Annotated in this window: 21 protein-coding genes and 3 tRNA genes; 22 read left to right on the top strand and 2 right to left on the bottom strand. The window is 57.6% G+C overall.

The genetic code is table 11. The features are described 5' to 3' along the window. Positions 1–227: 227 nt before the first annotated feature. From dnaJ to greA, 5 genes are all read left to right on the top strand, one after another. Complete coding sequence (dnaJ, locus tag ACYZTS_RS03590) at positions 228–1,352, top strand: molecular chaperone DnaJ (RefSeq protein WP_033050695.1); 1,125 nt, start codon at positions 228–230, stop codon at positions 1,350–1,352. A gap of 9 nt (positions 1,353–1,361) precedes the next feature. Further along, the gene (dapB, locus tag ACYZTS_RS03585; protein ID WP_028623122.1) at positions 1,362–2,168 is read left to right on the top strand and encodes a 4-hydroxy-tetrahydrodipicolinate reductase; all 807 of its coding nucleotides are present in this window, start codon (positions 1,362–1,364) and stop codon (positions 2,166–2,168) included. A gap of 258 nt (positions 2,169–2,426) precedes the next feature. Next, complete coding sequence (carA, locus tag ACYZTS_RS03580; RefSeq protein WP_028623123.1) at positions 2,427–3,563, top strand: glutamine-hydrolyzing carbamoyl-phosphate synthase small subunit; 1,137 nt, start codon at positions 2,427–2,429, stop codon at positions 3,561–3,563. A gap of 118 nt (positions 3,564–3,681) precedes the next feature. Continuing rightward, positions 3,682–6,903, top strand: a complete 3,222-nt coding sequence (carB, locus tag ACYZTS_RS03575) for a carbamoyl-phosphate synthase large subunit (protein ID WP_461994045.1) — start codon at positions 3,682–3,684, stop codon at positions 6,901–6,903. Continuing rightward, entirely contained in the window at positions 6,900–7,376 is a 477-nt protein-coding gene (gene greA / locus ACYZTS_RS03570) for a transcription elongation factor GreA (protein ID WP_028623125.1), read from the top strand. Before carB ends, greA begins: the two co-directional genes overlap by 4 nt. A gap of 141 nt (positions 7,377–7,517) precedes the next feature. Here greA and ACYZTS_RS03565 read toward each other — a convergent pair whose 3' ends face one another. Continuing rightward, complete coding sequence (locus ACYZTS_RS03565) at positions 7,518–7,826, bottom strand: YhbY family RNA-binding protein (protein WP_461994043.1); 309 nt, start codon at positions 7,824–7,826, stop codon at positions 7,518–7,520. Positions 7,827–7,931: 105 nt separating this feature from the next. Here ACYZTS_RS03565 and rlmE point away from each other — a divergent pair, with 105 nt between their 5' ends. The 17 genes from rlmE to ACYZTS_RS03480 all read left to right on the top strand — a co-directional run bounded on the left by rlmE (position 7,932) and on the right by ACYZTS_RS03480 (position 23,933). Further along, positions 7,932–8,561, top strand: a complete 630-nt coding sequence (gene rlmE, locus ACYZTS_RS03560; protein ID WP_461994042.1) for a 23S rRNA (uridine(2552)-2'-O)-methyltransferase RlmE — start codon at positions 7,932–7,934, stop codon at positions 8,559–8,561. A 202-nt stretch (positions 8,562–8,763) separates the two neighbouring features. Beyond that, positions 8,764–10,674 (top strand): ATP-dependent zinc metalloprotease FtsH, encoded by a 1,911-nt coding sequence (ftsH, locus tag ACYZTS_RS03555; RefSeq protein ID WP_028623128.1) that lies wholly within the window; start codon positions 8,764–8,766, stop codon positions 10,672–10,674. Between the two features lie 8 nt (positions 10,675–10,682). Further along, positions 10,683–11,534, top strand: coding sequence for a dihydropteroate synthase (gene folP, locus ACYZTS_RS03550; RefSeq protein ID WP_461994040.1), 852 nt, complete (start codon positions 10,683–10,685; stop codon positions 11,532–11,534). A gap of 16 nt (positions 11,535–11,550) precedes the next feature. After that, entirely contained in the window at positions 11,551–12,888 is a 1,338-nt protein-coding gene (glmM, locus tag ACYZTS_RS03545; RefSeq protein ID WP_461994029.1) for a phosphoglucosamine mutase, read from the top strand. 66 nt (positions 12,889–12,954) lie between these two features. Then, positions 12,955–13,710 (top strand): triose-phosphate isomerase, encoded by a 756-nt coding sequence (gene tpiA, locus ACYZTS_RS03540; protein WP_461994027.1) that lies wholly within the window; start codon positions 12,955–12,957, stop codon positions 13,708–13,710. A 4-nt stretch (positions 13,711–13,714) separates the two neighbouring features. Then, a complete protein-coding gene (gene secG, locus ACYZTS_RS03535) occupies positions 13,715–14,098 on the top strand; it encodes a preprotein translocase subunit SecG (protein WP_010463489.1) in 384 nt (127 codons plus the stop codon). A 21-nt stretch (positions 14,099–14,119) separates the two neighbouring features. Continuing rightward, positions 14,120–14,205, top strand: a tRNA-Leu gene (locus tag ACYZTS_RS03530). 96 nt (positions 14,206–14,301) lie between these two features. Next, a tRNA-Met gene (locus ACYZTS_RS03525) sits at positions 14,302–14,378 on the top strand. Between the two features lie 138 nt (positions 14,379–14,516). After that, the gene (gene rimP / locus ACYZTS_RS03520) at positions 14,517–14,975 is read left to right on the top strand and encodes a ribosome maturation factor RimP (protein ID WP_010463487.1); all 459 of its coding nucleotides are present in this window, start codon (positions 14,517–14,519) and stop codon (positions 14,973–14,975) included. Between the two features lie 59 nt (positions 14,976–15,034). Next, complete coding sequence (nusA, locus tag ACYZTS_RS03515) at positions 15,035–16,516, top strand: transcription termination factor NusA (RefSeq protein ID WP_028623132.1); 1,482 nt, start codon at positions 15,035–15,037, stop codon at positions 16,514–16,516. 27 nt (positions 16,517–16,543) lie between these two features. Continuing rightward, positions 16,544–19,075 carry a translation initiation factor IF-2 gene (gene infB / locus ACYZTS_RS03510; protein WP_028623133.1) on the top strand — a complete coding sequence of 844 codons (2,532 nt, stop codon included), beginning with the start codon at positions 16,544–16,546 and terminating at the stop codon, positions 19,073–19,075. 159 nt (positions 19,076–19,234) lie between these two features. Beyond that, complete coding sequence (gene rbfA, locus ACYZTS_RS03505) at positions 19,235–19,636, top strand: 30S ribosome-binding factor RbfA (RefSeq protein WP_028623134.1); 402 nt, start codon at positions 19,235–19,237, stop codon at positions 19,634–19,636. 3 nt (positions 19,637–19,639) lie between these two features. Further along, positions 19,640–20,557 carry a tRNA pseudouridine(55) synthase TruB gene (gene truB / locus ACYZTS_RS03500; protein WP_461994025.1) on the top strand — a complete coding sequence of 306 codons (918 nt, stop codon included), beginning with the start codon at positions 19,640–19,642 and terminating at the stop codon, positions 20,555–20,557. Positions 20,558–20,699: 142 nt separating this feature from the next. Then, entirely contained in the window at positions 20,700–20,969 is a 270-nt protein-coding gene (rpsO, locus tag ACYZTS_RS03495; RefSeq protein WP_028623136.1) for a 30S ribosomal protein S15, read from the top strand. 195 nt (positions 20,970–21,164) lie between these two features. Then, a complete protein-coding gene (gene pnp, locus ACYZTS_RS03490) occupies positions 21,165–23,270 on the top strand; it encodes a polyribonucleotide nucleotidyltransferase (RefSeq protein ID WP_461994023.1) in 2,106 nt (701 codons plus the stop codon). A 145-nt stretch (positions 23,271–23,415) separates the two neighbouring features. Further along, positions 23,416–23,488, top strand: a tRNA-Thr gene (locus ACYZTS_RS03485). A 139-nt stretch (positions 23,489–23,627) separates the two neighbouring features. Next, on the top strand, positions 23,628–23,933 hold the full coding sequence (locus tag ACYZTS_RS03480) for a DUF6388 family protein (protein ID WP_028623138.1): 306 nt from the start codon (positions 23,628–23,630) through the stop codon (positions 23,931–23,933). Positions 23,934–24,050: 117 nt separating this feature from the next. On the opposite strand, the gene nadC is transcribed toward ACYZTS_RS03480, so the two are convergent. After that, positions 24,051–24,899, bottom strand: coding sequence for a carboxylating nicotinate-nucleotide diphosphorylase (gene nadC, locus ACYZTS_RS03475; RefSeq protein ID WP_028623139.1), 849 nt, complete (start codon positions 24,897–24,899; stop codon positions 24,051–24,053). Positions 24,900–24,907 lie beyond the last annotated feature (8 nt).

Below are 24,907 nucleotides of genomic sequence, written 5' to 3'. Positions count from 1 at the left end.
GCGTTGGCGTGTCTGGAGTACGCGAATTTTTACAGCATGCGACAAGCGTTCGTTTGCTGCTGGTATGGCCGGGAATGCTCCTGCTTTTCGTGCCGAAAGTACCGTATCGAAACAAGACCAGGATCGTTGAATTGACGTGAGTTGGGTCCGGGCCTGTATTGGGGCTCAACGAGTTTGGCGAAGCTCAGGAGGGGTTTGCCGAACGTCCTTAAGAGTGCAAAAGACTTATGGCAAAGCGTGACTATTACGAAGTATTGGGTGTTGAGCGCGGCTCAAGCGAAGCAGACCTGAAAAAGGCCTACCGTCGCCTGGCAATGAAACATCACCCGGACCGTAATCCCGATGACAAAGCGTCGGAAGAACTGTTCAAGGAGGCCAACGAGGCCTACGAAGTGCTGTCCGATTCCAGCAAGCGCGCAGCGTACGACCAGTATGGTCATGCCGGCGTCGACCCGAGCATGGGTGGCGGTGGTGCAGGCTTCGGCAATCAGAACTTCTCCGATATCTTCGGTGATGTTTTCAGTGACTTCTTCGGTGGCGGTCGCGGCGGCGCCCGTGGCGGTGCCCAGCGCGGCAGTGATCTGCGCTACACCCTGGAGCTGAATCTGGAAGAAGCGGTTCGCGGTACCACCGTGAATATCCGCGTTCCGACACTGGTCAACTGCAAACCGTGTGACGGTTCGGGTGCGAAGAAAGGCTCTTCGCCGGTTACCTGCCCGACGTGTGGCGGTATCGGTCAGGTTCGAATGCAGCAGGGCTTCTTCTCTGTGCAGCAGACCTGTCCGCGCTGCCATGGTCAGGGCAAGATCATTTCCGATCCGTGCGATTCCTGCCACGGCGAAGGTCGTGTCGAAGAGTACAAAACCCTTTCCGTGAAAGTGCCGCCTGGTGTCGATACCGGTGATCGCATTCGTCTGTCCGGTGAAGGCGAGGCGGGTGCGCAGGGTGGCCCAACGGGCGATCTGTACGTGGTGATCAACGTGCGCGAGCATGCGATCTTCCAGCGCGACGGCAAGCATTTGTTCTGCGAAGTACCGATCAGTTTCGTCGATGCTGCACTGGGCGGCGAGCTGGAGATTCCGACGCTCGATGGTCGGGTCAAGCTGAAGATCCCTGAGGGGACCCAGACCGGCAAGCAGTTCCGTGTTCGCGGCAAGGGCGTGGCCCCGGTTCGTGGCGGCGGTGCGGGCGATCTGATGTGTCGTGTGGCGGTAGAAACCCCGGTCAACCTGGGTCGTCGTCAGCGTGAACTGCTCGAGGAATTCCGCAGTTCTCTGGCGGATGACAACAGCCACTCGCCGAAAACCACCGGTTGGTTCGAAGGCGTGAAGCGCTTCTTCGGCGATTTGTAAGGAGTCGGCATGCGACGTATAGCTGTGATGGGCGCTGCCGGGCGCATGGGTAAAATCCTCGTCGAGGCGGTGCAGCAACGCGCGCCGCTGACTGGTCTGACGGCGGCCATCGTCCGCCCTGGCAGCACGCTGATCGGTGTGGATGCTGGTGAGCTGGCGTCGCTGGGCCGTATCGGCGTGCCGCTTTCGGGGCACATCGAAGCGGTGGCTGAAGAGTTCGACGTGTTGATCGACTTCACGCTGCCGGAAGTCATGCTGAAAAATCTCGCATTCTGCCGCAAGGCTGGCAAGGCGATGGTCATCGGCACGACCGGGCTGGACGCTGCGCAGAAGCAATTGCTGGCTGAAGCGGGCAAGGTCATTCCGATCGTGTTCGCGGCCAACTTCAGTGTCGGTGTGAACCTGTCGCTGAAACTGCTCGAGATGACCGCTCGCGTGTTGGGCGATGATGCTGATATCGAGATTATCGAAGCGCATCACCGGCACAAGATCGACGCCCCATCAGGAACGGCGTTGCGCATGGGCGAAGTGATCGCCACTGCGCTGGATCGCGATCTGCAGGAAGTGGCGGTCTACGGTCGAGAAGGTCACACTGGCGCGCGCGCGAGGGAAACCATTGGATTTGCCACCGTGCGCGGCGGCGATGTGGTCGGCGACCATACGGTGTTGTTTGCCTGTGAAGGTGAGCGCCTGGAAATCACTCATAAGGCATCGAGCCGGATGACTTTTGCCAAGGGCGCGGTCCGTGCAGCCTTGTGGCTGGATGGGCGTGAGCCTGGTCTCTACGACATGCAAGACGTGCTCGACCTGCGTTGAGATGCGCCTGAAACAGGGTTCAAACTTACGGTTTGAGCCCGGTTTTAATCCGCCAAGCGACGGCCTGTCGCATCCAAGGGTCTTTAAGGCTCATTGGCGGTAGACCAAAAATGCCTTTTTCTGTAAGCTACAGCTTTAGTGTGTTCACTAAAAGCGCGCAGAATAATTCAGTGAATGAGCGGGGTGACGTGTCCATACGTCACTCCGCTTTTTTACACCTGCGATCGCCCTTTCAGGCTTTATTTACGGGAGGTCTTCTTGACTAAGCCAGCCATACTCGCCCTTGCTGACGGCAGCATTTTCCGCGGCGAAGCAATTGGAGCCGACGGTCAAACCGTTGGTGAGGTGGTGTTCAATACCGCCATGACCGGCTATCAGGAAATCCTTACTGATCCTTCCTACGCCCAACAGATCGTTACCTTGACGTATCCGCACATCGGCAACACCGGTACTACACCGGAAGATGCCGAGTCCGACCGCGTCTGGTCCGCAGGCCTGGTCATCCGTGACCTGCCACTGGTTGCGAGCAACTGGCGTAACACGATGTCCCTGTCCGATTACCTGAAAGCCAACAACGTGGTGGCTATCGCCGGTATCGACACCCGCCGCCTGACCCGCATCCTGCGTGAAAAGGGCGCGCAGAACGGTTGCATCATGGCCGGTGACAATATTTCCGAAGAAGCTGCGATCGCCGCCGCTCAGGGGTTCCCTGGCCTGAAAGGCATGGACCTGGCGAAAGTCGTCAGCACCAAGGAAACCTACGAATGGCGCTCGACTGTCTGGGATTTGAAAACCGACAGCCACGCGACGATCGAAGCCTCCGAGCTGCCTTACCACGTAGTGGCCTTTGACTACGGCGTGAAGCTGAACATCTTGCGCATGCTGGTCGAGCGCGGTTGCCGCGTTACTGTAGTGCCGGCGCAAACGCCAGCCTCTGACGTGTTGGCACTCAACCCGGACGGCGTGTTCCTGTCCAATGGCCCGGGCGACCCGGAGCCTTGCGATTACGCCATCCAGGCGATCAAGGATGTGCTGGAAACCGAGATTCCGGTGTTCGGCATCTGCCTCGGCCACCAGTTGCTGGCCCTTGCTTCCGGCGCCAAGACCGTAAAAATGGGCCACGGCCACCACGGTGCCAACCACCCGGTCCAGGATCTGGACAGCGGTGTGGTTATGATCACCAGCCAGAACCACGGTTTTGCGGTAGACGAAGCGACCTTGCCAGCCAACGTCCGGGCGATCCACAAATCGCTGTTCGACGGCACCCTGCAAGGCATCGAGCGTACCGACAAGAGCGCGTTCAGCTTCCAGGGTCACCCGGAAGCCAGCCCTGGCCCTAACGACGTAGCACCATTGTTCGATCGCTTCATCAACGAGATGGCCAAGCGACGCTGATCGCTGGCCTTGATGCAGCAACGCTTGAGGGCGGTCCCGAAACCGGCGGCCCCCTCAAGGTCTCACAGATTGAACAAGACGGCTTGCCGACTGACCTGCGGATTTGAGTGACAAACCCATGCCAAAACGTACAGACATTAAAAGCATCCTGATTCTCGGCGCTGGCCCGATCGTTATCGGCCAGGCTTGCGAATTCGACTACTCCGGCGCCCAGGCCTGTAAGGCCCTGCGCGAGGAGGGTTACCGCGTCATTCTGGTGAACTCCAACCCGGCGACCATCATGACCGACCCGGACATGGCCGACGCCACCTACATCGAGCCGATCAAGTGGCAGACCGTTGCCAAGATCATTGAGAAAGAGCGTCCGGACGCGTTGCTGCCAACCATGGGCGGGCAGACCGCCCTGAATTGCGCACTGGACCTGGAGCGCGAAGGCGTTCTGGAGAAGTTCGGCGTAGAGATGATCGGCGCCAATGCCGACACCATCGACAAGGCTGAAGACCGCTCGCGCTTTGACAAGGCGATGAAATCCATCGGCCTGGACTGCCCGCGCTCCGGCATCGCCCACAGCATGGAAGAAGCCAGCGCAGTGCTCGAGAAGCTCGGCTTCCCGTGCATCATCCGTCCGTCCTTCACCATGGGCGGCACCGGTGGCGGTATCGCTTACAACCGTGAAGAGTTCGAAGAAATCTGCGCCCGTGGCCTGGACCTGTCGCCGACCAAAGAGCTGCTGATCGACGAATCCCTGATCGGCTGGAAAGAGTATGAGATGGAGGTTGTCCGCGATAAGAAGGACAACTGCATCATCGTCTGCTCCATCGAAAACTTTGACCCGATGGGCGTGCACACCGGTGACTCGATCACTGTTGCGCCGGCACAGACCCTGACGGACAAGGAATACCAGATCATGCGTAACGCCTCTCTGGCGGTACTGCGCGAGATCGGCGTGGAAACCGGCGGCTCCAACGTCCAGTTCGGCATCTGCCCGGACACTGGCCGCATGGTCGTCATCGAAATGAACCCGCGGGTATCCCGTTCCTCGGCCCTGGCCTCGAAAGCCACCGGTTTCCCGATTGCGCGGATCGCTGCCAAGCTGGCGATCGGCTATACCCTGGACGAGCTGCAGAACGAAATCACCGGCGGCGCTACCCCGGCGTCTTTCGAGCCGTCGATCGACTACGTCGTCACCAAACTGCCACGCTTCGCTTTCGAGAAATTCCCGAAAGCCGATGCGCGCCTGACCACTCAAATGAAGTCGGTCGGCGAAGTCATGGCGATCGGCCGCACATTCCAGGAATCCCTGCAGAAAGCCCTGCGCGGTCTGGAAGTCGGCGTTTGCGGTCTCGACGAGAAGCTCGATCTGAGCAATCCGGAAAGCATGAGCGTGCTCAAGCGTGAGCTGACCGTGCCGGGCGCCGAGCGTATCTGGTACGTCGCTGACGCCTTCCGTGCCGGCCTGTCGGTCGAAGACATCTTCGGCATGAACATGATTGATCCGTGGTTCCTGGTGCAGATCGAAGATCTGATCAAGGAAGAAGAGAAGATCAAGACCCTGGGTCTGGCCAGCATCGACCGCGACATGATGTTCAAGCTCAAGCGCAAAGGCTTTTCCGACATGCGTCTGGCCAAGCTGCTGGGTGTCACCGAGAAAAACCTGCGTCGCCATCGTCACAAGCTCGAAGTGTTCCCGGTCTACAAGCGCGTCGACACCTGCGCAGCCGAGTTCGCCACCGACACCGCTTACCTCTATTCGACGTACGAAGAAGAGTGCGAAGCCGCGCCGTCGGGCCGCGACAAGATCATCATCCTCGGCGGCGGTCCAAACCGTATCGGCCAGGGCATCGAGTTTGACTACTGCTGCGTACACGCGGCACTGGCCCTGCGCGATGACGGTTACGAAACCATCATGGTCAATTGCAACCCGGAAACCGTTTCCACCGACTACGACACCTCCGATCGCCTGTACTTCGAACCAGTGACCCTGGAAGACGTGCTGGAAATTTGCCGCGTCGAGAAGCCAAAAGGCGTCATCGTCCAGTACGGTGGCCAGACCCCATTAAAACTGGCTCGTGCCTTGGAAGAAGCCGGCGTGCCGATCATCGGCACCAGCCCTGATGCCATTGACCGTGCCGAAGACCGTGAGCGCTTCCAGCAGATGGTCGAGCGTCTGAATCTGCGTCAGCCGCCTAACGCCACCGTGCGCAGCGAAGACGAAGCTATTCGTGCTGCCAGCAAGATCGGTTATCCGCTGGTGGTTCGTCCGTCCTATGTACTGGGCGGTCGCGCGATGGAAATCGTCTACGAAGAAGAAGAACTCAAGCGCTACCTGCGAGATGCGGTGAAAGTGTCCAACGACAGCCCGGTGCTGCTCGACCACTTCCTGAACTGCGCCATCGAAATGGACGTGGATGCAGTCTGTGACGGCACCGACGTGGTGATCGGCGCAATCATGCAGCACATCGAGCAAGCGGGTGTTCACTCCGGTGACTCCGCGTGCTCCCTGCCGCCGTACTCGCTGCCTGCGCACATCCAGGACGAAATGCGCGAGCAGGTCAAGAAAATGGCTCTGGAACTGGGCGTTGTCGGCCTGATGAACGTTCAGTTGGCGCTGCAAGGCGAAGACATCTACGTCATCGAAGTCAACCCCCGCGCTTCCCGTACCGTACCGTTCGTGTCCAAGTGCATCGGTGTTTCCCTGGCGATGATCGCGGCTCGCGTGATGGCCGGTAAAACCCTGAAAGAAATCGGCTTCACCAAGGAAATCATTCCTAACTTCTACAGCGTGAAAGAGGCGGTGTTCCCGTTCGCCAAATTCCCTGGTGTGGACCCGATCCTGGGCCCTGAGATGAAGTCCACCGGTGAAGTGATGGGCGTCGGCGATACCTTCGGCGAAGCTTTCGCCAAGGCGCAGATGGGTGCCAGCGAAGTGCTGCCAACCGGCGGTACCGCCTTCATCAGCGTGCGTGACGACGACAAGCCATTGGTTGCAGGCGTGGCCCGTGATCTGATCAACTTGGGTTTCGAAGTGGTTGCCACCGCCGGTACTGCCAAGCTGATCGAAGCCGCAGGCCTGAAAGTGCGTCGTGTGAACAAGGTGACCGAGGGTCGTCCGCACGTGGTCGACATGATCAAGAATGACGAAGTCACTCTGATCATCAACACCACCGAAGGTCGCCAGTCGATCGCCGATTCGTACTCCATTCGTCGTAACGCGCTGCAGCACAAGATCTACTGCACCACGACTATTGCTGCTGGCGAAGCCATCTGTGAAGCGCTGAAGTTCGGTCCAGAGAAGACTGTACGCCGCTTGCAGGATCTACACGCAGGATTGAAGGCATGATCAAGTACCCAATGACTGTCCAGGGTGCGAAAGCCCTGGAAGAAGAACACGCTCACCTGACCAAGGTCATCCGTCCGAAGCTCAGCCAGGACATCGGGACAGCCCGTGAACTGGGTGACCTGAAGGAAAACGCCGAATACCACGCTGCTCGCGAGCAGCAAGGGATGGTCGAGGCGCGGATTCGGGACATCGAAGGCCGGATTCAGAATCAGGTCATTATCGATGTCACGAGCATTCCGCACACTGGCAAGGTGATTTTCGGCACTACTGTGGAAATCGCCAACGTCGAGACGGATGAGCGCGTCACTTACCACATCGTGGGTGAGGACGAAGCTGACTTCAAACTCGGCAAGATTTCCGTCGGCTCGCCACTGGCTCGCGCCTTGATCGCCAAGGAAGAGGGTGATGTGGTTGCGGTGAAGACGCCGGGCGGCGTCATCGAATACGAGATTGTCGAAGTTCGCCACATTTGAAAGCTCGCGCCCGCTTCGTGCGGGTGCCATGCTTTGGTGGCAGATCTGCAAGCGGTGTCGGGTCAAGTTGGCCCGGTGCTGCTTTCGATCAGTTGAAAGTGGAGTGGCAGGGTGCGCGAAGCACACCCATGACCCTTGTCATCACTTGAAGCGATGGACGTTCGACAGCTGCTTGTTGACGCTGAAGTTCTTGCGGTAAATCAGTGCCATCTTGCCGATGACCTGAACCAGATCCGCTTTGCCGACCTTGCACAGTTCTGCAATGGACGCCAGGCGAGCCTCGCGGTCGAGGATGTTAACTTTGATCTTGATCAGCTCGTGATCCGCCAATGCGCGTTCAAGTTCGGCTACCACACCTTCAGTCAAACCGTTGTCTGCCACGATCAAAACCGGTTTCAAATGGTGGCCAATGGATTTGTACTGTTTCTTCTGCTCTTGAGTGAGCGGCATAATCTGACCCCTGCGTCTGATCTTGTAAAAAGCGGCGGCCAGTTTACCCGAGCGAGTCCGGGACCGCCCAGTTAATCACGACCCGTTTTATTTTCGAGGTGGCCTGTGGCCCGTTCCAAGACAAGCCTTAAGTGGTTGCAAAGACATGTCAATGATCCCTATGTGAAGCAGGCGCAGAAGGATGGTTACCGCTCGCGTGCGAGTTACAAGCTTCTGGAGGTCCAGGAGAAATACAAGCTGATCCGTCCGGGTATGAGTGTCGTTGACCTGGGCGCGGCCCCCGGCGGCTGGTCGCAGGTGACTAGTCGGCTGATCGGTGGTCAGGGACGTCTGATCGCCTCGGACATCCTGGAAATGGACAGCATTCCGGACGTGACTTTCATCCAGGGTGACTTTACCCGGGACGAAGTGCTCGCTGAGATCCTCGAAGCCGTGGGTAATTCGCAGGTGGACCTTGTGATTTCCGATATGGCCCCCAATATGAGTGGTACGCCTGAAGTGGATATGCCTAAAGCCATGTTCCTATGTGAACTGGCTCTTGATCTGGCGGCTCGGATACTCAAGCCGGGTGGTAATTTTGTGATCAAGGTGTTTCAGGGCGAAGGGTTTGACGCTTACGTGAAGGATGCTCGTCAGAAATTCGACAAGGTCCAAATGATCAAGCCGGATTCCTCCCGTGGCAGTTCCCGCGAGCAATACATGCTGGCTTGGGGCTACCGCGGTCGTAGTGAGTAAATCGAGGTTTTTCTGCGGGTCGATAGGATTTTCGTATTTCGCCCTGTAGGAAATAGCGAATATTGTGTAGGAAGTGTTTCACAAAGGGTTACAGACGGCGTCTGCCAGAGTCGTGGGTAATGTAGTAAGTTAGGCCGGTGAATATCATGCGAAGCACGCGCCATTAGCGGAGCTTGCTTCAGAGGGTAGTTAATTGAACGATATGGCAAAGAATCTGATCCTGTGGTTGATCATCGCGGCTGTCCTGGTGACGGTGATGAACAACTTCTCCAGCCCTAACGAGCCGCAGACCCTCAACTATTCCGACTTCATCCAGCAGGTCAAGGATGGCAAGGTCGAGCGCGTAGCCGTCGATGGCTATGTGATTACCGGCAAGCGCAGCGATGGCGACAGCTTCAAGACCATCCGTCCGGCAATCCAGGATAACGGTCTGATCGGCGACCTCGTTGATAACAACGTCGTGGTCGAAGGCAAGCAGCCTGAGCAGCAAAGTATCTGGACTCAACTCCTGGTCGCGAGCTTTCCGATCCTGGTGATCATCGCTGTCTTTATGTTCTTCATGCGGCAGATGCAGGGTGGTGCCGGCGGCAAGGGCGGGCCGATGAGCTTCGGTAAGAGCAAGGCGCGCCTGCTGTCCGAAGATCAGGTAAAAACTACGTTGGCTGACGTTGCCGGTTGCGACGAAGCCAAGGAAGAAGTCGGCGAGCTGGTCGAGTTCCTGCGCGATCCGGGCAAGTTCCAGCGCTTGGGTGGCCGTATTCCTCGCGGTGTGCTGATGGTCGGTCCTCCGGGTACCGGTAAAACCTTGCTGGCCAAGGCGATTGCCGGTGAAGCCAAGGTGCCGTTCTTCACCATCTCCGGTTCCGATTTCGTTGAAATGTTCGTCGGCGTCGGTGCCAGCCGTGTTCGCGATATGTTCGAACAGGCCAAGAAACACGCTCCATGCATCATCTTCATCGACGAAATCGATGCTGTTGGTCGCCATCGTGGCGCTGGCATGGGCGGTGGTCACGACGAACGTGAGCAGACCCTCAACCAGTTGCTGGTAGAGATGGACGGTTTTGAGATGAATGACGGCATCATCGTTATCGCCGCTACCAACCGTCCGGACGTGCTCGACCCTGCATTGCTGCGTCCAGGCCGATTCGACCGTCAGGTCGTGGTAGGTCTGCCGGATATTCGCGGTCGTGAACAGATCCTTAAAGTTCACATGCGCAAAGTACCGATGGGCGACGACGTTGCTCCGGCAGTAATTGCCCGTGGTACCCCGGGTTTCTCCGGTGCCGATCTGGCGAACCTGGTCAACGAGGCGTCGCTGTTCGCCGCTCGTACCGGTAAGCGCGTCGTCGAGATGAAAGAGTTCGAACTGGCGAAAGACAAGATCATGATGGGCGCTGAGCGCAAATCCATGGTCATGTCTGAAAAAGAGAAGCAGAACACTGCTTATCACGAAGCTGGCCACGCCATCGTGGGGCGTGTCGTGCCTGAACATGATCCGGTCTACAAAGTGTCGATCATCCCGCGCGGTCGTGCGCTGGGTGTGACCATGTTCCTGCCGGAAGAAGATCGTTACAGCCTGTCCAAGCGAGCGTTGATCAGTCAGATTTGCTCGTTGTACGGTGGCCGTATTGCCGAAGAGATGACGTTGGGCTTCGATGGCGTTACCACGGGGGCCTCGAACGACATCATGCGCGCCAGTCAGATTGCGCGGAACATGGTCACCAAGTGGGGTCTGTCGGAAAAACTCGGTCCATTGATGTACGCCGAAGATGAGGGTGAAGTATTCCTCGGTCGCGGCGGTGGTGGTCAGAGTGCAAGCTTCTCCGGTGAGACAGCCAAGCTGATCGACTCCGAAGTGCGCAGCATCATTGACCAGTGCTATGGCACGGCCAAGCAGATCCTCACGGATAACCGTGACAAGCTGGATGCCATGGCAGATGCCCTGATGAAGTACGAAACAATTGATGCCGAGCAGATCGACGACATCATGGCGGGTCGTGCGCCTCGCGAACCTCGCGATTGGTCGGGCGGCACCGGTACTTCCGGGACACCTCCAGCAGTACAGGGCGAGCGTCCGGAAACCCCGATCGGCGGACCTGCTGCTGACGTTTAAGGTTTGAAATGACTTCTGTTCAGTCCTCAACCCGGTTACCTTGCGGCAACCGGGTTCTTGATTTAACCCAGACGCATGTCATGGGTATTCTCAATGTCACTCCCGATTCCTTCTCCGATGGCGGCCTGTACAGTCAGCTGGACGCCGCAATGCGCCACGCTGAAGCAATGGTTGTCGCCGGCGCGACGCTGATTGATGTCGGTGGTGAATCGACCCGGCCCGGTGCCAGAGCGGTTTCTCCCCTTGAAGAGCTGGAGCGTGTAGCGCCGATCGTCGAGCGCATCAATCGCGAGCTTGATGTGATCATATCTGTTGATACCTCGACGCCAGCGGTCATGCGCGAAACTGCGCGGCTGGGTGCGGGATTGATCAATGACGTGCGCTCTCTGCGCCGTGATGGTGCACTGGATGCAGCGGCAGCAACCGGTTTGCCGGTCTGTCTGATGCACATGCTTGGTGAGCCGGGCGATATGCAGGACAATCCGCATTATCATGATGTGACCAGAGAAGTAAGCGAGTTTCTCGCCGAGCGCATGGCGCAATGTGAACTGGCAGGGATTCCCGCAGATCGGATCATCCTTGATCCGGGCTTCGGCTTCGCAAAAAACCTGCAGCACAATCTAAGCTTGTTCAAACACATGGAAGCCTTGCATGTTCTCGGGCGACCCCTGCTGGTCGGGGTTTCGCGCAAGAGCATGATCGGTCAGGCCTTGAATCGCCCGGTCGGAGAGCGACTGCATGGCGGTCTGGCACTCGCGGCGCTGGCTTCATTCAAGGGTGCGCGTATATTGCGCGTGCATGATGTCGCCGAAACCGTCGATGTAGTGCGGATGATCGCCGCAGTGGAATCAGCCGAATAAGAATGATGGAGCAGTTATGAGCAAAAAATACTTTGGCACCGACGGCATTCGCGGTCGCGTCGGCGAATATCCGATTACTCCTGATTTCATGCTCAAGCTTGGCTGGGCGGCAGGCATGGCGTTCCGCAAAATGGGCGCCTGCAAAGTCCTGGTCGGCAAAGACACGCGAATTTCCGGCTACATGTTCGAGTCGGCGCTTGAGGCCGGCCTGACCTCGGCAGGCGCAGATGTCATGCTGCTGGGGCCGATGCCTACCCCTGCCATCGCTTACCTGACGCGTACCTTTCATGCAGAAGCCGGTATCGTGATCAGTGCCTCGCACAACCCTCACGATGACAACGGCATCAAATTCTTCTCCGGCAAGGGCACCAAGCTTCCTGACGAAGTCGAGCACATGATCGAAGAATTGCTCGATACCCCGATGACTGTGGTTGAGTCGAGCAAGATCGGCAAGGTATCGCGAATCAATGACGCGTCGGGCCGCTATATCGAATTCTGTAAAAGCAGCGTGCCTACCGGAACCAGTTTCGCCGGTCTGAAGATCGTGCTCGACTGTGCTCACGGCGCTACCTACAAGGTGGCTCCAAGCGTATTCCGCGAGCTGGGCGCAGACGTCGTGGTCCTCTCTGCACAGCCGAACGGTCTGAACATCAATGAAAACTGTGGTTCGACCCACATGGGTCAGCTTCAGGCTGCCGTGCTGGCTGAGCACGCGGATCTGGGTATTGCCTTTGATGGCGATGGCGATCGGGTTCTGATGGTCGATCACACGGGCGCCATTGTTGATGGCGACGAGCTGTTGTTCATCATCGCTCGCGATCTGCATGAGCGTAACAAATTGCAGGGCGGTGTCGTAGGCACCTTGATGAGCAACCTGGGACTTGAGCTGGCCCTTGCGGATCTGTCGATCCCATTCGTGCGCGCCAATGTCGGTGACCGTTATGTCATCGCCGATCTGCTGGAGCGTAACTGGGTGGTGGGTGGCGAGAACTCGGGCCATATCGTCTGCTTCAATCACACCACCACCGGTGACGCGATCATTGCTGCGCTGCAGGTGCTGATGGCATTGAAGAGGCGCTCGGAAGGCCTGGCTCAGAGTCGTCAGGCGCTGCGCAAGTGCCCGCAGGTGCTGATCAACGTGCGCTTCGGCGGCGGTGTGAACCCGCTTGAACATCCTGCGGTCAGGGAAGCCAGTGATCGCGTTACCCAGGCCATGGCTGGTCGTGGGCGGGTGCTGTTGCGCAAGTCCGGGACCGAGCCATTGGTGCGTGTGATGGTCGAAGGCGAAGACGAAACGCAGGTTCGTGGTTACGCTGAAGAGCTGGCAAAACTCGTTACTGAAGTTTCTGCCTGAATTCGGCTTGCCAGCCATGATTGTGTTGGGTAACATCTGCGCCCACTTTGACCGACGAGGTACAGCATGCGTCGCCCTATGGTAGCTGGTAACTGGAAGATGCACGGTACCCGCGCCAGCGTCGCTGAGCTGATCAACGGCCTTAGTCACCTGGCCTTGCCGAGCGGTGTTGATGTTGCGGTATTCCCGCCCTGCCTGTACATCAATCAAGTGATTGATGGTCTGGAGGGCACGTCGATTTCGGTCGGCGCGCAGAATTCTGCGGTGGAATCGAAGCAAGGTGCGCTGACCGGTGAAGTTGCACCGAGTCAGTTGGTGGATGCAGGGTGTTCCCTGGTACTTGTCGGGCATTCCGAGCGCCGCCAGATTATGGGCGAGCAGGACGGGATGCTGATTCGCAAGTTCGCAGCGGCACAGGCATGTGGCTTGATTCCGGTGTTGTGCATAGGGGAAACCCTGGAGCAGCGTGAAGCCGGTAAAACTCTTGAGGTTGTCGGGCGTCAGCTGGGCAGCATCATCGAGCAGCTGGGTGTCGGTGTCTTTGCCAATGCAGTCATAGCTTACGAGCCGGTCTGGGCCATTGGTACCGGGCTGACTGCTTCGCCGCAACAGGCGCAGGATGTGCACGCAGCCATCCGCGCGCAGTTGGCGGCAGAAAATTCTGAGGTCGCGCAAGGTGTGCGGCTTCTATACGGCGGCAGCGTGAAGGCGGCCAATGCGGTCGAACTGTTCGGCATGCCGGATATCGATGGGGGGCTCATTGGTGGAGCTTCCCTGAATGCAGATGAGTTCGGTGCGATTTGTCGCGCCGCGGGAAACTGAAAAAATGCTGGAAACAGTCGTAGTCGTTTTTCATCTGCTGGGTGCATTGGGCGTAGTTGCTCTGGTATTGCTGCAGCAGGGTAAAGGTGCGGATGCTGGTGCGTCTTTCGGTGCAGGTGCTTCAAATACTGTATTCGGAAGCCAAGGTTCCTCTACCTTTCTTAGTAAGTTTACTGCTATACTTGCCGCCGGTTTCTTCATAACCAGCTTGGGGTTAGGTTACTTTGCTAAAGAGAAGGCTCAACAGCTGACTCAAGTAGGTTTGCCAAATCCAGCAGTGTTGGAAGTTCCAAAGCAGCAACCGGCTTCTGATGATGTCCCGGTGCTTCAAGAGCAAAAGTCGGCTACTCCAGCGACTGACGTGCCTCCAGCTCAAGAGCAGAAGTAAGAAGGTTTCAAACGTTGTATTGCCGAGGTGGTGGAATTGGTAGACACGCAACCTTGAGGTGGTTGTGCCCATAGGGTGTAGGGGTTCGAGTCCCCTTCTCGGTACCAATTATCAGGAAAGCCCGCTGTTGCGGGCTTTCTTGTAGGTGGAAGGTTACATTGATTCTTTAGAGGATCGGTCGTATACTTCCGCCCCAGCTTTGTCGCGGGGTGGAGCAGTCTGGTAGCTCGTCGGGCTCATAACCCGAAGGTCGTCGGTTCAAATCCGGCCCCCGCAACCAGTTTAAAGAGCCCCTTTTAAGGGGCTTTTTGTTAGCTGGACACTTTCAACGCCGCTGTTCGACGGCGTTTCAAGGATGGGCGTTTCGCCCATTTTTTTATTTTGCATAGCATGCACATACATGCACGAGGGGGTTCAGGTGTCGAGCAAGCTAGAAGAGTTGCAGGCCTTGCTGGCCCCGGTGGTCGTGGCCCTGGGCTATGAATGCTGGGGTATTGAGTTTTCGGCTCAAGGTCGCCACTCAATGTTGCGCGTTTATATCGATAAAGAGGGCGGTGTGCTGGTGGACGATTGCGCCATTGTCAGCCGTCAGATCAGCGGTGTTCTGGATGTTGAAGATCCGATCGCCGTTGAATACACCCTCGAAGTTTCCTCGCCTGGCATGGAACGCCCACTGTTCACTATTGAGCAGTTCGCAAAATTTGCCGGTGAACAAGTGAAGATCAAGCTGCGCTCGCCTTTTGAAGGTCGACGCAACTTTCAGGGCCTTCTGCGCGGTGTAGAAGAGCAGGACGTCGTGGTGCAGGTAGAAGACCATGAATTCCTGTTGCCGATCGATATGATCGACAAGGCCAACATTATTCCCAGTTTTGACTGAGACGTGCCAGAAACTGCGGATCCCGCGGATCCAATGGCTTGCGAAAGGCGAGGCGTACGATGAGCAAAGAAGTACTGCTGGTTGTTGAGTCGGTATCCAATGAAAAGGGCGTACCGGCCAACGTAATTTTTGAAGCGCTGGAGCTGGCTCTGGCCACTGCTACCAAAAAGCGTTTCGAGGACGAAGTCGATCTGCGTGTGGAAATCAATCGCCACACTGGTGCTTACGAGACATTCCGTCGCTGGACTGTCGTCGAAGAAGCAGATCTTGACGATCCGGCCATTGAAACCTGGCCGAGCAAGGTTGCTGAAACGCATCCTGGTGCTCAGGTAGGTGACGTAGTCGAAGAGAAAATCGAATCCATCGAGTTCGGTCGCATCGCAGCACAAACTGCCAAGCAGGTCATTGTGCAGAAAGTACGCGAAGCCGAGCGCGCTCAAGTCGTTGATGCTTATCGCGAGCGCCTGGGGGAAATCATCTCCGGCACCGTGAAAAAAGTGACCCGCGACAATGTGATCGTCGACCTGGGCAACAACGCTGAAGCGTTGCTGGCTCGTGAAGACATCATTTCTCGCGAAACTTTCCGGGTCGGCGTGCGCTTGCGTGCGCTGCTCAAGGAAATCCGCACCGAGAACCGCGGCCCGCAGCTGATCCTGTCGCGTACCGCGCCGGAAATGCTGATCGAGTTGTTCCGCATCGAAGTGCCGGAAATTGCTGAAGGCCTGATCGAAGTGATGGCTGCGTCCCGTGACCCGGGTTCGCGCGCCAAGATCGCGGTCCGCTCCAAGGACAAACGCATCGACCCGCAAGGCGCTTGCATCGGCATGCGCGGTTCGCGTGTCCAGGCAGTGTCCGGCGAGTTGGGCGGTGAGCGTGTTGACATCGTGCTGTGGGACGATAACCCGGCCCAGTTCGTGATCAATGCAATGTCGCCGGCTGAAGTGGCGGCAATTATCGTTGACGAAGATGCCCATGCAATGGACATCGCCGTTGGCGCAGACAATCTGGCTCAGGCCATCGGTCGCGGTGGTCAGAACGTGCGTCTGGCTAGCCAGTTGACTGGCTGGACCCTGAACGTGATGACCGAATCGGACATCCAGGCTAAGCAGCAAGCAGAAACCGGCGACATCCTGCGCAACTTCATCGACGAGCTGGAAGTCGACGAAGACCTCGCACAGGTGCTGGTAGATGAAGGCTTCACCAGTCTGGAAGAGATTGCCTACGTACCGTTGGAAGAAATGCTCAACATCGACGGCTTTGACGAAGAAACCGTCAACGAGCTTCGCGCTCGTGCCAAGGATCGTTTGTTGACCAAAGCCATCGCTACTGAGGAAAAGCTGGCAGACGCCCATCCGGCCGAAGACCTGCTCTCGCTTGAGGGTATGGACAAGGATCTGGCGATGGAACTGGCGGTGCGCGGCGTAATTACCCGCGAAGACCTGGCCGAGCAGTCTATTGACGATCTGCTCGACATCGACGGCATTGACGAAGATCGTGCCGGCAAGTTGATCATGGCCGCCCGAGCCCATTGGTTCGAGTAATTAGGCGCGGCCTGAGGAGAGAAGTGCATGACGCAAGTCACGGTGAAACAACTGGCCGATGAGGTCAAAACACCGGTAGAGCGCCTGTTGCAGCAGATGCGTGAGGCAGGTCTGCCGCACACCGCCGCCGAAGAAAATGTGACTGACAGTGAGAAGCAATCTTTGCTGACTCACTTGAAAAGCAGCCACAAGGCGAAAGTGGAAGAACCACGCAAGATTACACTGCAGCGTAAAACCACCAGCACCCTGCGTGTTGCTGGCAGCAAAAGCATCAGTGTTGAAGTCCGCAAGAAGAAAGTTTTCGTACAGCGCAGCCCGGAAGAAATTGAAGCCGAACGCAAGCGCGAACTGGATGAACGTCGTGCAGTAGAAAATGCTGCCCGTCAAAAGGCTGAAGAAGAATCCAAGCGTCGCGCCGAAGAAGACGCGCGTCGCCAGCCTGCTGCTGCGCAAACCGCGACTAACGACGCTGTTGCTGCACCGGCTGCAGTTGCCGAACCAGTACGTGAAAGCGCACCGGTGACCACTGCGCCAGCGCCTTCTGCAGATGTGCGTAACAAGCAGAACGAACAGCGCCGTCCGGACAAACCACGTGCAGACGATAACAATCGTCGCAGCGGTGGTGGTGGCGACGGCGAGCGTAAAAACGCTCCGCATCGTGCCTCGGTTAAAGAGAAAGCGCCTGCTCCACGCGTTGCCCCACGTACTACCGACGAAGAAAGCGACAGCTTCCGTCGCGGTGGTCGCGGCAAGGCCAAGCTGAAGAAACGCAACGCTCACGGTTTCCAGAGCCCAACCGGCCCTGTCGTGCGTGATGTGCAGATCGGCGAGACCATTTCTGTTGGCGATCTCGCCAATCAGATGTCGGTCAAGGCAGCTGAAATCATCAAGTTCATGTTCAAACTGGGTACTCCAGCGACGATCAACCAGGTACTCGATCAGGAAACTGCTCAGCTTGTAGCTGAGGAGTTGGGCCACAAAGTGACCCTGGTCAGCGACACTGCCCTGGAAGATTCCCTGGCCGAGTCCCTGAAGTTTGAGGGTGAGACGTTCTCCCGTGCGCCGGTTGTGACCGTAATGGGTCACGTTGACCACGGTAAAACTTCGCTGCTCGACTATATCCGTCGTGCGAAGGTAGCTGCTGGCGAAGCCGGCGGTATCACCCAGCACATCGGTGCGTACCACGTTGAAACCGAACGCGGCATGGTCACCTTCCTCGACACCCCGGGTCACGCTGCGTTTACCGCAATGCGTGCTCGTGGTGCCAAGGCGACCGACATCGTGATCCTGGTAGTTGCAGCGGACGACGGCGTAATGCCGCAGACCATTGAAGCTGTCCAGCACGCGAAGGCTGCTGGTGTTCCACTGGTTGTTGCAGTGAACAAGATCGACAAGCCGGGCGCTGATCTCGACCGCATCCGTAGTGAACTGTCGGTTCACGGCGTGACCTCGGAAGAGTGGGGCGGCGACACCCCGTTCGTATCGGTTTCGGCGAAAGTCGGTACCGGCGTGGACGAGTTGCTCGAAGCTGTCCTGCTGCAAGCTGAAGTTCTCGAACTGAAAGCGACGCCTTCGGCTCCTGGCCGTGGCGTCGTGGTTGAATCGCGTCTCGACAAAGGTCGTGGCCCGGTTGCAACCGTTCTGGTTCAAGACGGTACCCTGCGCCAAGGCGACATGGTGCTGGTCGGTTCGAACTATGGTCGCGTACGTGCCATGCTCGACGAGAACGGCAAGCCGATCAAGGAAGCCGGTCCATCCATCCCTGTCGAGATCCTCGGCCTGGACGGTACCCCGGACGCTGGCGACGAGATGAGCGTGCTGTCGGACGAGAAGAAAGCCCGTGAAGTGGCTCTGTTCCGTCAAGGCAAGTTCCGCGAAGTCAAACTGGCTCGCGCTCACGCTGGCAAGCTGGAAAACATCTTCGAAAACATGGGTCAGGCAGAGAAGAAGACGCTTAACATCGTCCTCAAATCCGACGTCCGTGGTTCGCTGGAAGCGTTGAACGGTGCCTTGAACGGCCTGGGTAACGACGAAGTGCAAGTGCGTGTAGTGGGCGGCGGTGTCGGTGGTATCACCGAGTCCGACGCTAACCTGGCACTGGCTTCCAACGCTGTACTGTTCGGCTTCAACGTGCGTGCCGATGCTGGTGCACGGAAGATCGTCGAGCAGGAAGGTCTGGATATGCGTTACTACAACGTCATCTACGACATCATCGAAGACGTCAAGAAAGCCCTCACCGGTATGCTGGGCAGCGATGTTCGCGAGAACATCCTGGGTATCGCTGAAGTGCGTGACGTGTTCCGCTCGCCGAAGTTTGGCGCGATCGCCGGTTGCATGGTTATCGAAGGTGTTGTTCACCGTAACCGTCCAATCCGTGTACTGCGTGAAGACATCGTTATCTTCGAAGGCGAGCTGGAATCCCTGCGCCGCTTCAAGGATGACGCTGCCGAAGTACGTGCCGGCATGGAATGCGGTATCGGCGTCAAGAGCTACAACGACGTCAAACCTGGCGACAAGATCGAAGTCTACGAGAAGGTTCAGGTTGCTCGCAGCCTCTAACTCGCGCACTTCAAGGGTCACTCGGGGCCGTTGCATGAAAATGCACGGCGCCGCGTCAGGACTCTAAACGCAACGCCCGGTCTGGCTTTTGTCAGGCCGGGCGTTTGCCGCTTTCAGACCCGTCGGGTTTCACCGTCGGGCAGTAACAGGTAACAAGACATGGCAAAAGAATACAGCCGTACCCAACGTATCGGCGATCAGATGCAGCGTGAGCTGGCACAGCTGATCCGTCGTGAAGTCAAAGACCCGCGCGTCGGCCTGGTCACCATTACCGCTGTTGAGGTCAGCCGTGACGTCGGTCATGCCAAGATCTTCATCACCGTGATGGGACAGGACAGCGCCGAAGACATCGCGCAAAGCATCAAGGTGCTCAACTCGGCCGCCGGTTTCCTGCGCATGCAGCTGGCCCGCGAAATGAAGTTGCGCAGCGTTCCACAGTTGCACTTCCACTACGACGAAAGTGTCGTGCGTGGCGCGCATCTGTCGGCCCTGATCGAACGTGCGGTGGCTGAAGACAGCCAGCGCCCGGAAGCGACAGCACCCGAAGACACCAAGGAGTAATCGGTGGCTCAGGTCAAACGTATCCGTCGTAACGTCAGCGGCATCATCCTGCTCGACAAGCCGTTGGGGTTTACCTCCAACGCCGCGTTACAGAAGGTTCGCTGGTTGCTGAACGCCGAGAAAGCCGGGCACACCGGCAGTCTTGATCCGCTAGCCACCGGTGTATTGCCGCTGTGCTTCGGTGAGGCCACCAAGTTTTCGCAGTATTTGCTCGACTCCGACAAGGGTTACGAGACCCTGGCGCAACTGGGCAAGACCACCACCACGGCAGATGCCGAGGGTGAGGTTTTACAGGAACGTCCGGTGACCGTTGGTCGTGCCGACGTTGAAGCGGTGTTGCCGAAATTTCGCGGCCAAATCAGCCAGATACCGCCCATGTACTCGGCTCTCAAGCGTGATGGCCAGCCGCTGTACAAGCTGGCGCGTGCAGGCGAAGTAGTGGAGCGCGAACCGCGTTCTGTTACTATTGCGCGCTTGGAATTGCTGGCCTTCGAAGGTGATACTGCGCGGCTCGCGGTGGATTGCAGCAAAGGCACCTATATCCGCACCCTGGTGGAGGATATCGGTGAGCAACTCGGTTGTGGCGCTTACGTTGCTCAATTGCGACGTACCCAGGCCGGGCCTTTCACGCTGGCGCAGACGGTAACGCTGGAAGAGCTGGAAGCGGTCCATGCCGAAGGTGGCAACGAAGCGGTTGATCGCTTCCTGATGCCTTCGGACAGCGGGCTGCTGGACTGGCCATTGTTGCAGTTCTCGGAGCACAGCTCGTTCTACTGGCTTAACGGCCAGCCGGTACGAGCCCCGGATGCACCGAAGTTCGGCATGGTACGGGTACAGGATCACAACGGTCGCTTCATTGGAATCGGTGAAGTGAGCGAAGACGGGCGCATCGCGCCGCGTCGACTGATTCGGTCGGAATGACCGAAACCAGTCTGTGTCAAAGCAGGCTGGCGAGGGTGGCTGTCAACAGGCACGGTCACTACTCATTTATAGATACAGGGATTTGTCCCTGGCCTGTTGAAACTGTTTTTCTGAAACAGTTTCCTGATAAAAGGATTGCCTCATGGCTCTCGACGTTCAAGAAAAAGCTCAAATCGTTGCTGACTATCAGCAAGCTGTTGGTGACACTGGTTCGCCAGAAGTGCAAGTTGCACTGCTGACCCACAACATCAACAAACTGCAAGGTCACTTCAAGGCCAACGGTAAAGATCACCACTCCCGTCGTGGTCTGATCCGCATGGTTAACCAGCGTCGCAAGCTGCTGGACTACCTGAAAGGCAAAGACGTGAGCCGTTACAGCGCTCTGATCGGTCGCCTGGGTCTGCGTCGCTAATAAGCGATTGCGCTATGAGGTTGGTTGTTTGCTGTGCGTCAGCGGGTTTCCCGCTGGCGCATGGCAGGCTCCCAGCCTCAAGTTTTGTCTGGATACACGTTTTACCCTGGACAGGCGTTGGGCCGATTCCCGACATTGCCCAAGAATTTCGCAAGAAGACAAGTTCCCCAAGAGCCACAAAGAAGGTAGGACACCGTGAACCCGGTTATCAAAAAATTCCAGTTCGGTCAGTCGACCGTTACCCTCGAGACAGGCCGTATCGCCCGTCAAGCCTCCGGCGCAGTGCTGGTTACCGTTGATGATGACGTCACCGTATTGGTGACCGTTGTTGGCGCCAAAACCGCTGACCCAAGCAAAGGCTTCTTCCCTCTTTCCGTTCACTACCAGGAAAAAACTTACGCTGCCGGTAAGATCCCTGGCGGTTTCTTCAAGCGCGAAGGCCGTCCTTCCGAGAAAGAAACCCTGACTTCCCGACTGATCGACCGTCCGATCCGTCCGCTGTTCCCAGAAGGCTTCATGAACGAAGTGCAGGTTGTGTGCACCGTCGTTTCCACCAGCAAAAAAACCGATCCGGACATCGCGGCGATGATCGGTACCTCGGCTGCGCTGGCGATCTCCGGCATTCCTTTCGATGGCCCGATCGGCGCTGCCCGCGTTGCGTTCCACGAAAGCACTGGCTACCTGCTGAACCCGACTTACGAGCAACAGAAAGCATCGAGCCTGGACATGGTCGTTGCCGGTACGTCGGAAGCTGTGCTGATGGTTGAATCGGAAGCCAAAGAGCTGACCGAAGACCAGATGCTGGGCGCCGTACTGTTTGCTCACGACGAGTTTCAGGTGGTGATCAACGCCGTTAAAGAATTGGCTGCCGAAGCTGCCAAGCCGACCTGGACCTGGGCTCCACAGCCTGAAGCCACCGCTCTGCTGGGCGCTATCCGTGCCGAGTTCGGCGACGCGATCTCCCAGGCTTACGCCATCACCGTCAAGGCCGACCGTTACACTCGCCTTGGCGAGTTGAAGGATCAGGTCGTTGCCAAGCTGTCCGGTGAAGAAGGCCAGCCTTCCGCAAGCGAAGTCAAAGCGGCGTTCGGCGAAATCGAATACCGCACCGTTCGCGAAAACATCGTAAACGGTAAGCCGCGTATCGACGGTCGCGACACCAAGACCGTACGTCCGTTGAACATCGAAGTCGGCGTGCTGCCAAAGACTCACGGTTCGGCACTGTTCACTCGTGGCGAAACCCAGGCGCTGGTCGTTGCAACACTGGGCACCGCCCGTGACGCGCAACTGCTGGATACTCTGGAAGGCGAGAAAAAAGACCCGTTCATGCTGCACTACAATTTCCCTCCGTTCTCGGTGGGCGAGTGTGGTCGCATGGGTGGCGCTGGTCGTCGCGAAATCGGTCACGGCCGTCTGGCCCGTCGCTCGATTGCAGCCATGCTGCCTGCTGCCGACGTGTTCCCGTACACCATCCGTGTTGTGTCGGAAATCACCGAGTCCAACGGTTCGAGCTCCATGGCTTCGGTCTGCGGCGCTTCCCTGGCTCTGATGGATGCCGGCGTTCCAATGAAAGCACCGGTTGCCGGTATTGCCATGGGTCTGGTTAAAGAAGGCGAGAAATTCGCCATCCTGACCGACATCCTGGGTGACGAAGACCACCTCGGCGACATGGACTTCAAAGTAGCGGGTACCGCCAAGGGTGTTACCGCGCTGCAGATGGACATCAAGATCAAAGGCATCACCGAAGAAATCATGGAAATCGCTTTGGGCCAAGCCCTTGAAGCGCGCCTGAACATTCTCGGTCAGATGAACCAGATCATTGGCCAGTCGCGTACCGAGCTGTCGGAAAACGCTCCGACCATGATCGCGATGAAAATCGACACCGACAAAATCCGTGATGTCATCGGTAAAGGCGGCGCGACCATCCGTGCGATCTGTGAAGAGACCAAGGCTTCGATCGATATCGAAGACGACGGCTCGATCAAGATCTTCGGCGAAACCAAGGAAGCGGCTGAAGCAGCACGTCAGCGCGTTCTGGGCATCACTGCCGAGGCCGAGATCGGCAAGATCTACGTCGGCAAGGTTGAGCGCATCGTCGATTTCGGCGCATTCGTCAACATCCTGCCTGGCAAGGACGGCCTGGTTCACATCTCGATGCTGAGCGACGCTCGCGTTGAAAAAGTGACCGACATCCTGAAAGAAGGCCAGGAAGTGGAAGTACTGGTACTGGACGTGGACAACCGCGGCCGTATCAAGCTGTCCATCAAAGACGTAGCAGCAGCCAAGGCTTCGGGCGTTTAATCGCGCCCCACGCCTGATCGCTTCAACGTTGTAAAAAATGCCCCGCCGTGCAAACGGCGGGGCATTTTTTGTGTCCGGAAAAGATTTGTTTTTAAAGGTAAGTGAAGTTGCCTGACCTGTTGGTCAGTGCTAGGTTTAGCCCACCGCCCGTGTAGCTCAGCTGGTAGAGCAGCGCACTCGTAACGCGAAGGTCGCAGGTTCGATTCCTGTCTCGGGCAAAAAAGCGACACGTTGTTTTCAGATGATCCCCGAATGGTTCTGAAGGCCAGAAAAACCGGGCTTCACCCGGCTATTTGCGTCAGAGAGATCCTTGATGATCCAGTTCCATCTTCCATTCCCCCGATCAGCGAGAACGCCATGACCGTTAAAGAATTGACCCAGGAAGCACGTCACGAAGAAGCGCTGAAGAAGTACGTGCAGGACACGCCTCAGCTAGCTGACGAGATCAAAGACCTGCCCGCCGACGACCAGAAAGACCAGATCCAGTGGGCATTCGAGGATGAGGCAGAGTCTCAGGGCTTGCAGCCTTGGGAACTGACGCTCAAGTACACCTCCACCCCGGAAGAGTTTGAGGCACAGCGCCTGGTATTGCATAAAGAGGCGGCCGAAGTGCTAGGCGTCGAGTGGGACGAGTACTGCGAGATGAATAATCTGGTGGTCTGACCCGGTATCAACGCAACACCTGTGGGAGCGGGTTTGCTCGCGAAGAGGTCGACACATCTGACAATGATGGTGCCTGACACAACGCCTTCGCGAGCAAGGCCGCTCCCGCATTTTTCGTCAGAGGCTCAAGCGCATCGACAGGTCCACGGCCTTCACATCCTTGGTCATCGCACCAATCGAAATGTAATCCACCCCGGTTTCCGCGATCGGCAACAGTGTGTTCTCGTTGATCCCGCCACTGGCTTCCAGTTTTGCCTTACCGGCATTCAGGCGCACTGCTTCGCGCATATCGTCCAGGCTCAGTTCGTCGAGCATGATGATATCGGCACCCGCCGCCAGCGCTTCTTTCAGCTCCCCCAGACTTTCCACTTCGATCTCCACCGGTTTGCCCGGCGCGATCCTGTGCGCTGCGTTGATGGCTTCAGCGATGCCACCGCAGGCGGCGATGTGGTTTTCCTTGATCAGGAACGCGTCGTACAGGCCGATGCGATGGTTGTGGCAACCGCCGCATGTCACCGCGTACTTTTGCGCCAAGCGCAGGCCAGGGAGGGTTTTGCGGGTATCGAGCAGCTTCACTTGGGTTTCGGCAACGAAATCCGCCAGGTATTGCGCTCGCGTGGCTACACCGGAAAGCAATTGCAGGAAATTCAGCGCGCAGCGTTCGCCGGTTAACAACGAACGTGCCGGGCCTTCCAGATGAAACAGCGCCTGATTGGGATTCACCCGATCACCGTCGCGTACCTGCCAATGCACGGCAACACGCGGGTCCAGCTGCCGAAAAACCGCGTCGACCCACGACGTGCCTGCAATAACGGCGGCATCGCGGGTGATGATGGTGGCTTTGGCCAGGCGTTCGGCCGGGATCAGCTGTGCGGTGATGTCGCCGCTGCCGATGTCTTCGAGTAACGCGCGGCGCACGTTGGCTTCGATTTCGGCAGTCAAATCGGCGAGACGTAGGTTCGGCATAACGGACT

The organism is Pseudomonas sp. TMB3-21 (genome assembly GCF_054898145.1).
This window is presented reverse-complemented; position numbering and strand designations above follow the sequence as displayed.

What these genes read in the sequence shown, in the direction of transcription:
- secG (WP_010463489.1), top strand. Translation starts at nt 13,715, where the DNA reads ATGCTGGAAACAGTCGTAGTCGTTTTTCATCTGCTGGGTGCATTGGGC.
- dapB (WP_028623122.1), top strand. Translation starts at nt 1,362, where the DNA reads ATGCGACGTATAGCTGTGATGGGCGCTGCCGGGCGCATGGGTAAAATC.
- ftsH (WP_028623128.1), top strand. Translation starts at nt 8,764, where the DNA reads ATGGCAAAGAATCTGATCCTGTGGTTGATCATCGCGGCTGTCCTGGTG.
- dnaJ (WP_033050695.1), top strand. Translation starts at nt 228, where the DNA reads ATGGCAAAGCGTGACTATTACGAAGTATTGGGTGTTGAGCGCGGCTCA.
- nusA (WP_028623132.1), top strand. Translation starts at nt 15,035, where the DNA reads ATGAGCAAAGAAGTACTGCTGGTTGTTGAGTCGGTATCCAATGAAAAG.
- ACYZTS_RS03565 (WP_461994043.1), bottom strand. Translation starts at nt 7,826, where the DNA reads ATGCCGCTCACTCAAGAGCAGAAGAAACAGTACAAATCCATTGGCCAC.
- glmM (WP_461994029.1), top strand. Translation starts at nt 11,551, where the DNA reads ATGAGCAAAAAATACTTTGGCACCGACGGCATTCGCGGTCGCGTCGGC.
- greA (WP_028623125.1), top strand. Translation starts at nt 6,900, where the DNA reads ATGATCAAGTACCCAATGACTGTCCAGGGTGCGAAAGCCCTGGAAGAA.
- rbfA (WP_028623134.1), top strand. Translation starts at nt 19,235, where the DNA reads ATGGCAAAAGAATACAGCCGTACCCAACGTATCGGCGATCAGATGCAG.
- ACYZTS_RS03480 (WP_028623138.1), top strand. Translation starts at nt 23,628, where the DNA reads ATGACCGTTAAAGAATTGACCCAGGAAGCACGTCACGAAGAAGCGCTG.
- nadC (WP_028623139.1), bottom strand. Translation starts at nt 24,899, where the DNA reads ATGCCGAACCTACGTCTCGCCGATTTGACTGCCGAAATCGAAGCCAAC.
- folP (WP_461994040.1), top strand. Translation starts at nt 10,683, where the DNA reads ATGACTTCTGTTCAGTCCTCAACCCGGTTACCTTGCGGCAACCGGGTT.
- infB (WP_028623133.1), top strand. Translation starts at nt 16,544, where the DNA reads ATGACGCAAGTCACGGTGAAACAACTGGCCGATGAGGTCAAAACACCG.
- rpsO (WP_028623136.1), top strand. Translation starts at nt 20,700, where the DNA reads ATGGCTCTCGACGTTCAAGAAAAAGCTCAAATCGTTGCTGACTATCAG.
- tpiA (WP_461994027.1), top strand. Translation starts at nt 12,955, where the DNA reads ATGCGTCGCCCTATGGTAGCTGGTAACTGGAAGATGCACGGTACCCGC.
- carB (WP_461994045.1), top strand. Translation starts at nt 3,682, where the DNA reads ATGCCAAAACGTACAGACATTAAAAGCATCCTGATTCTCGGCGCTGGC.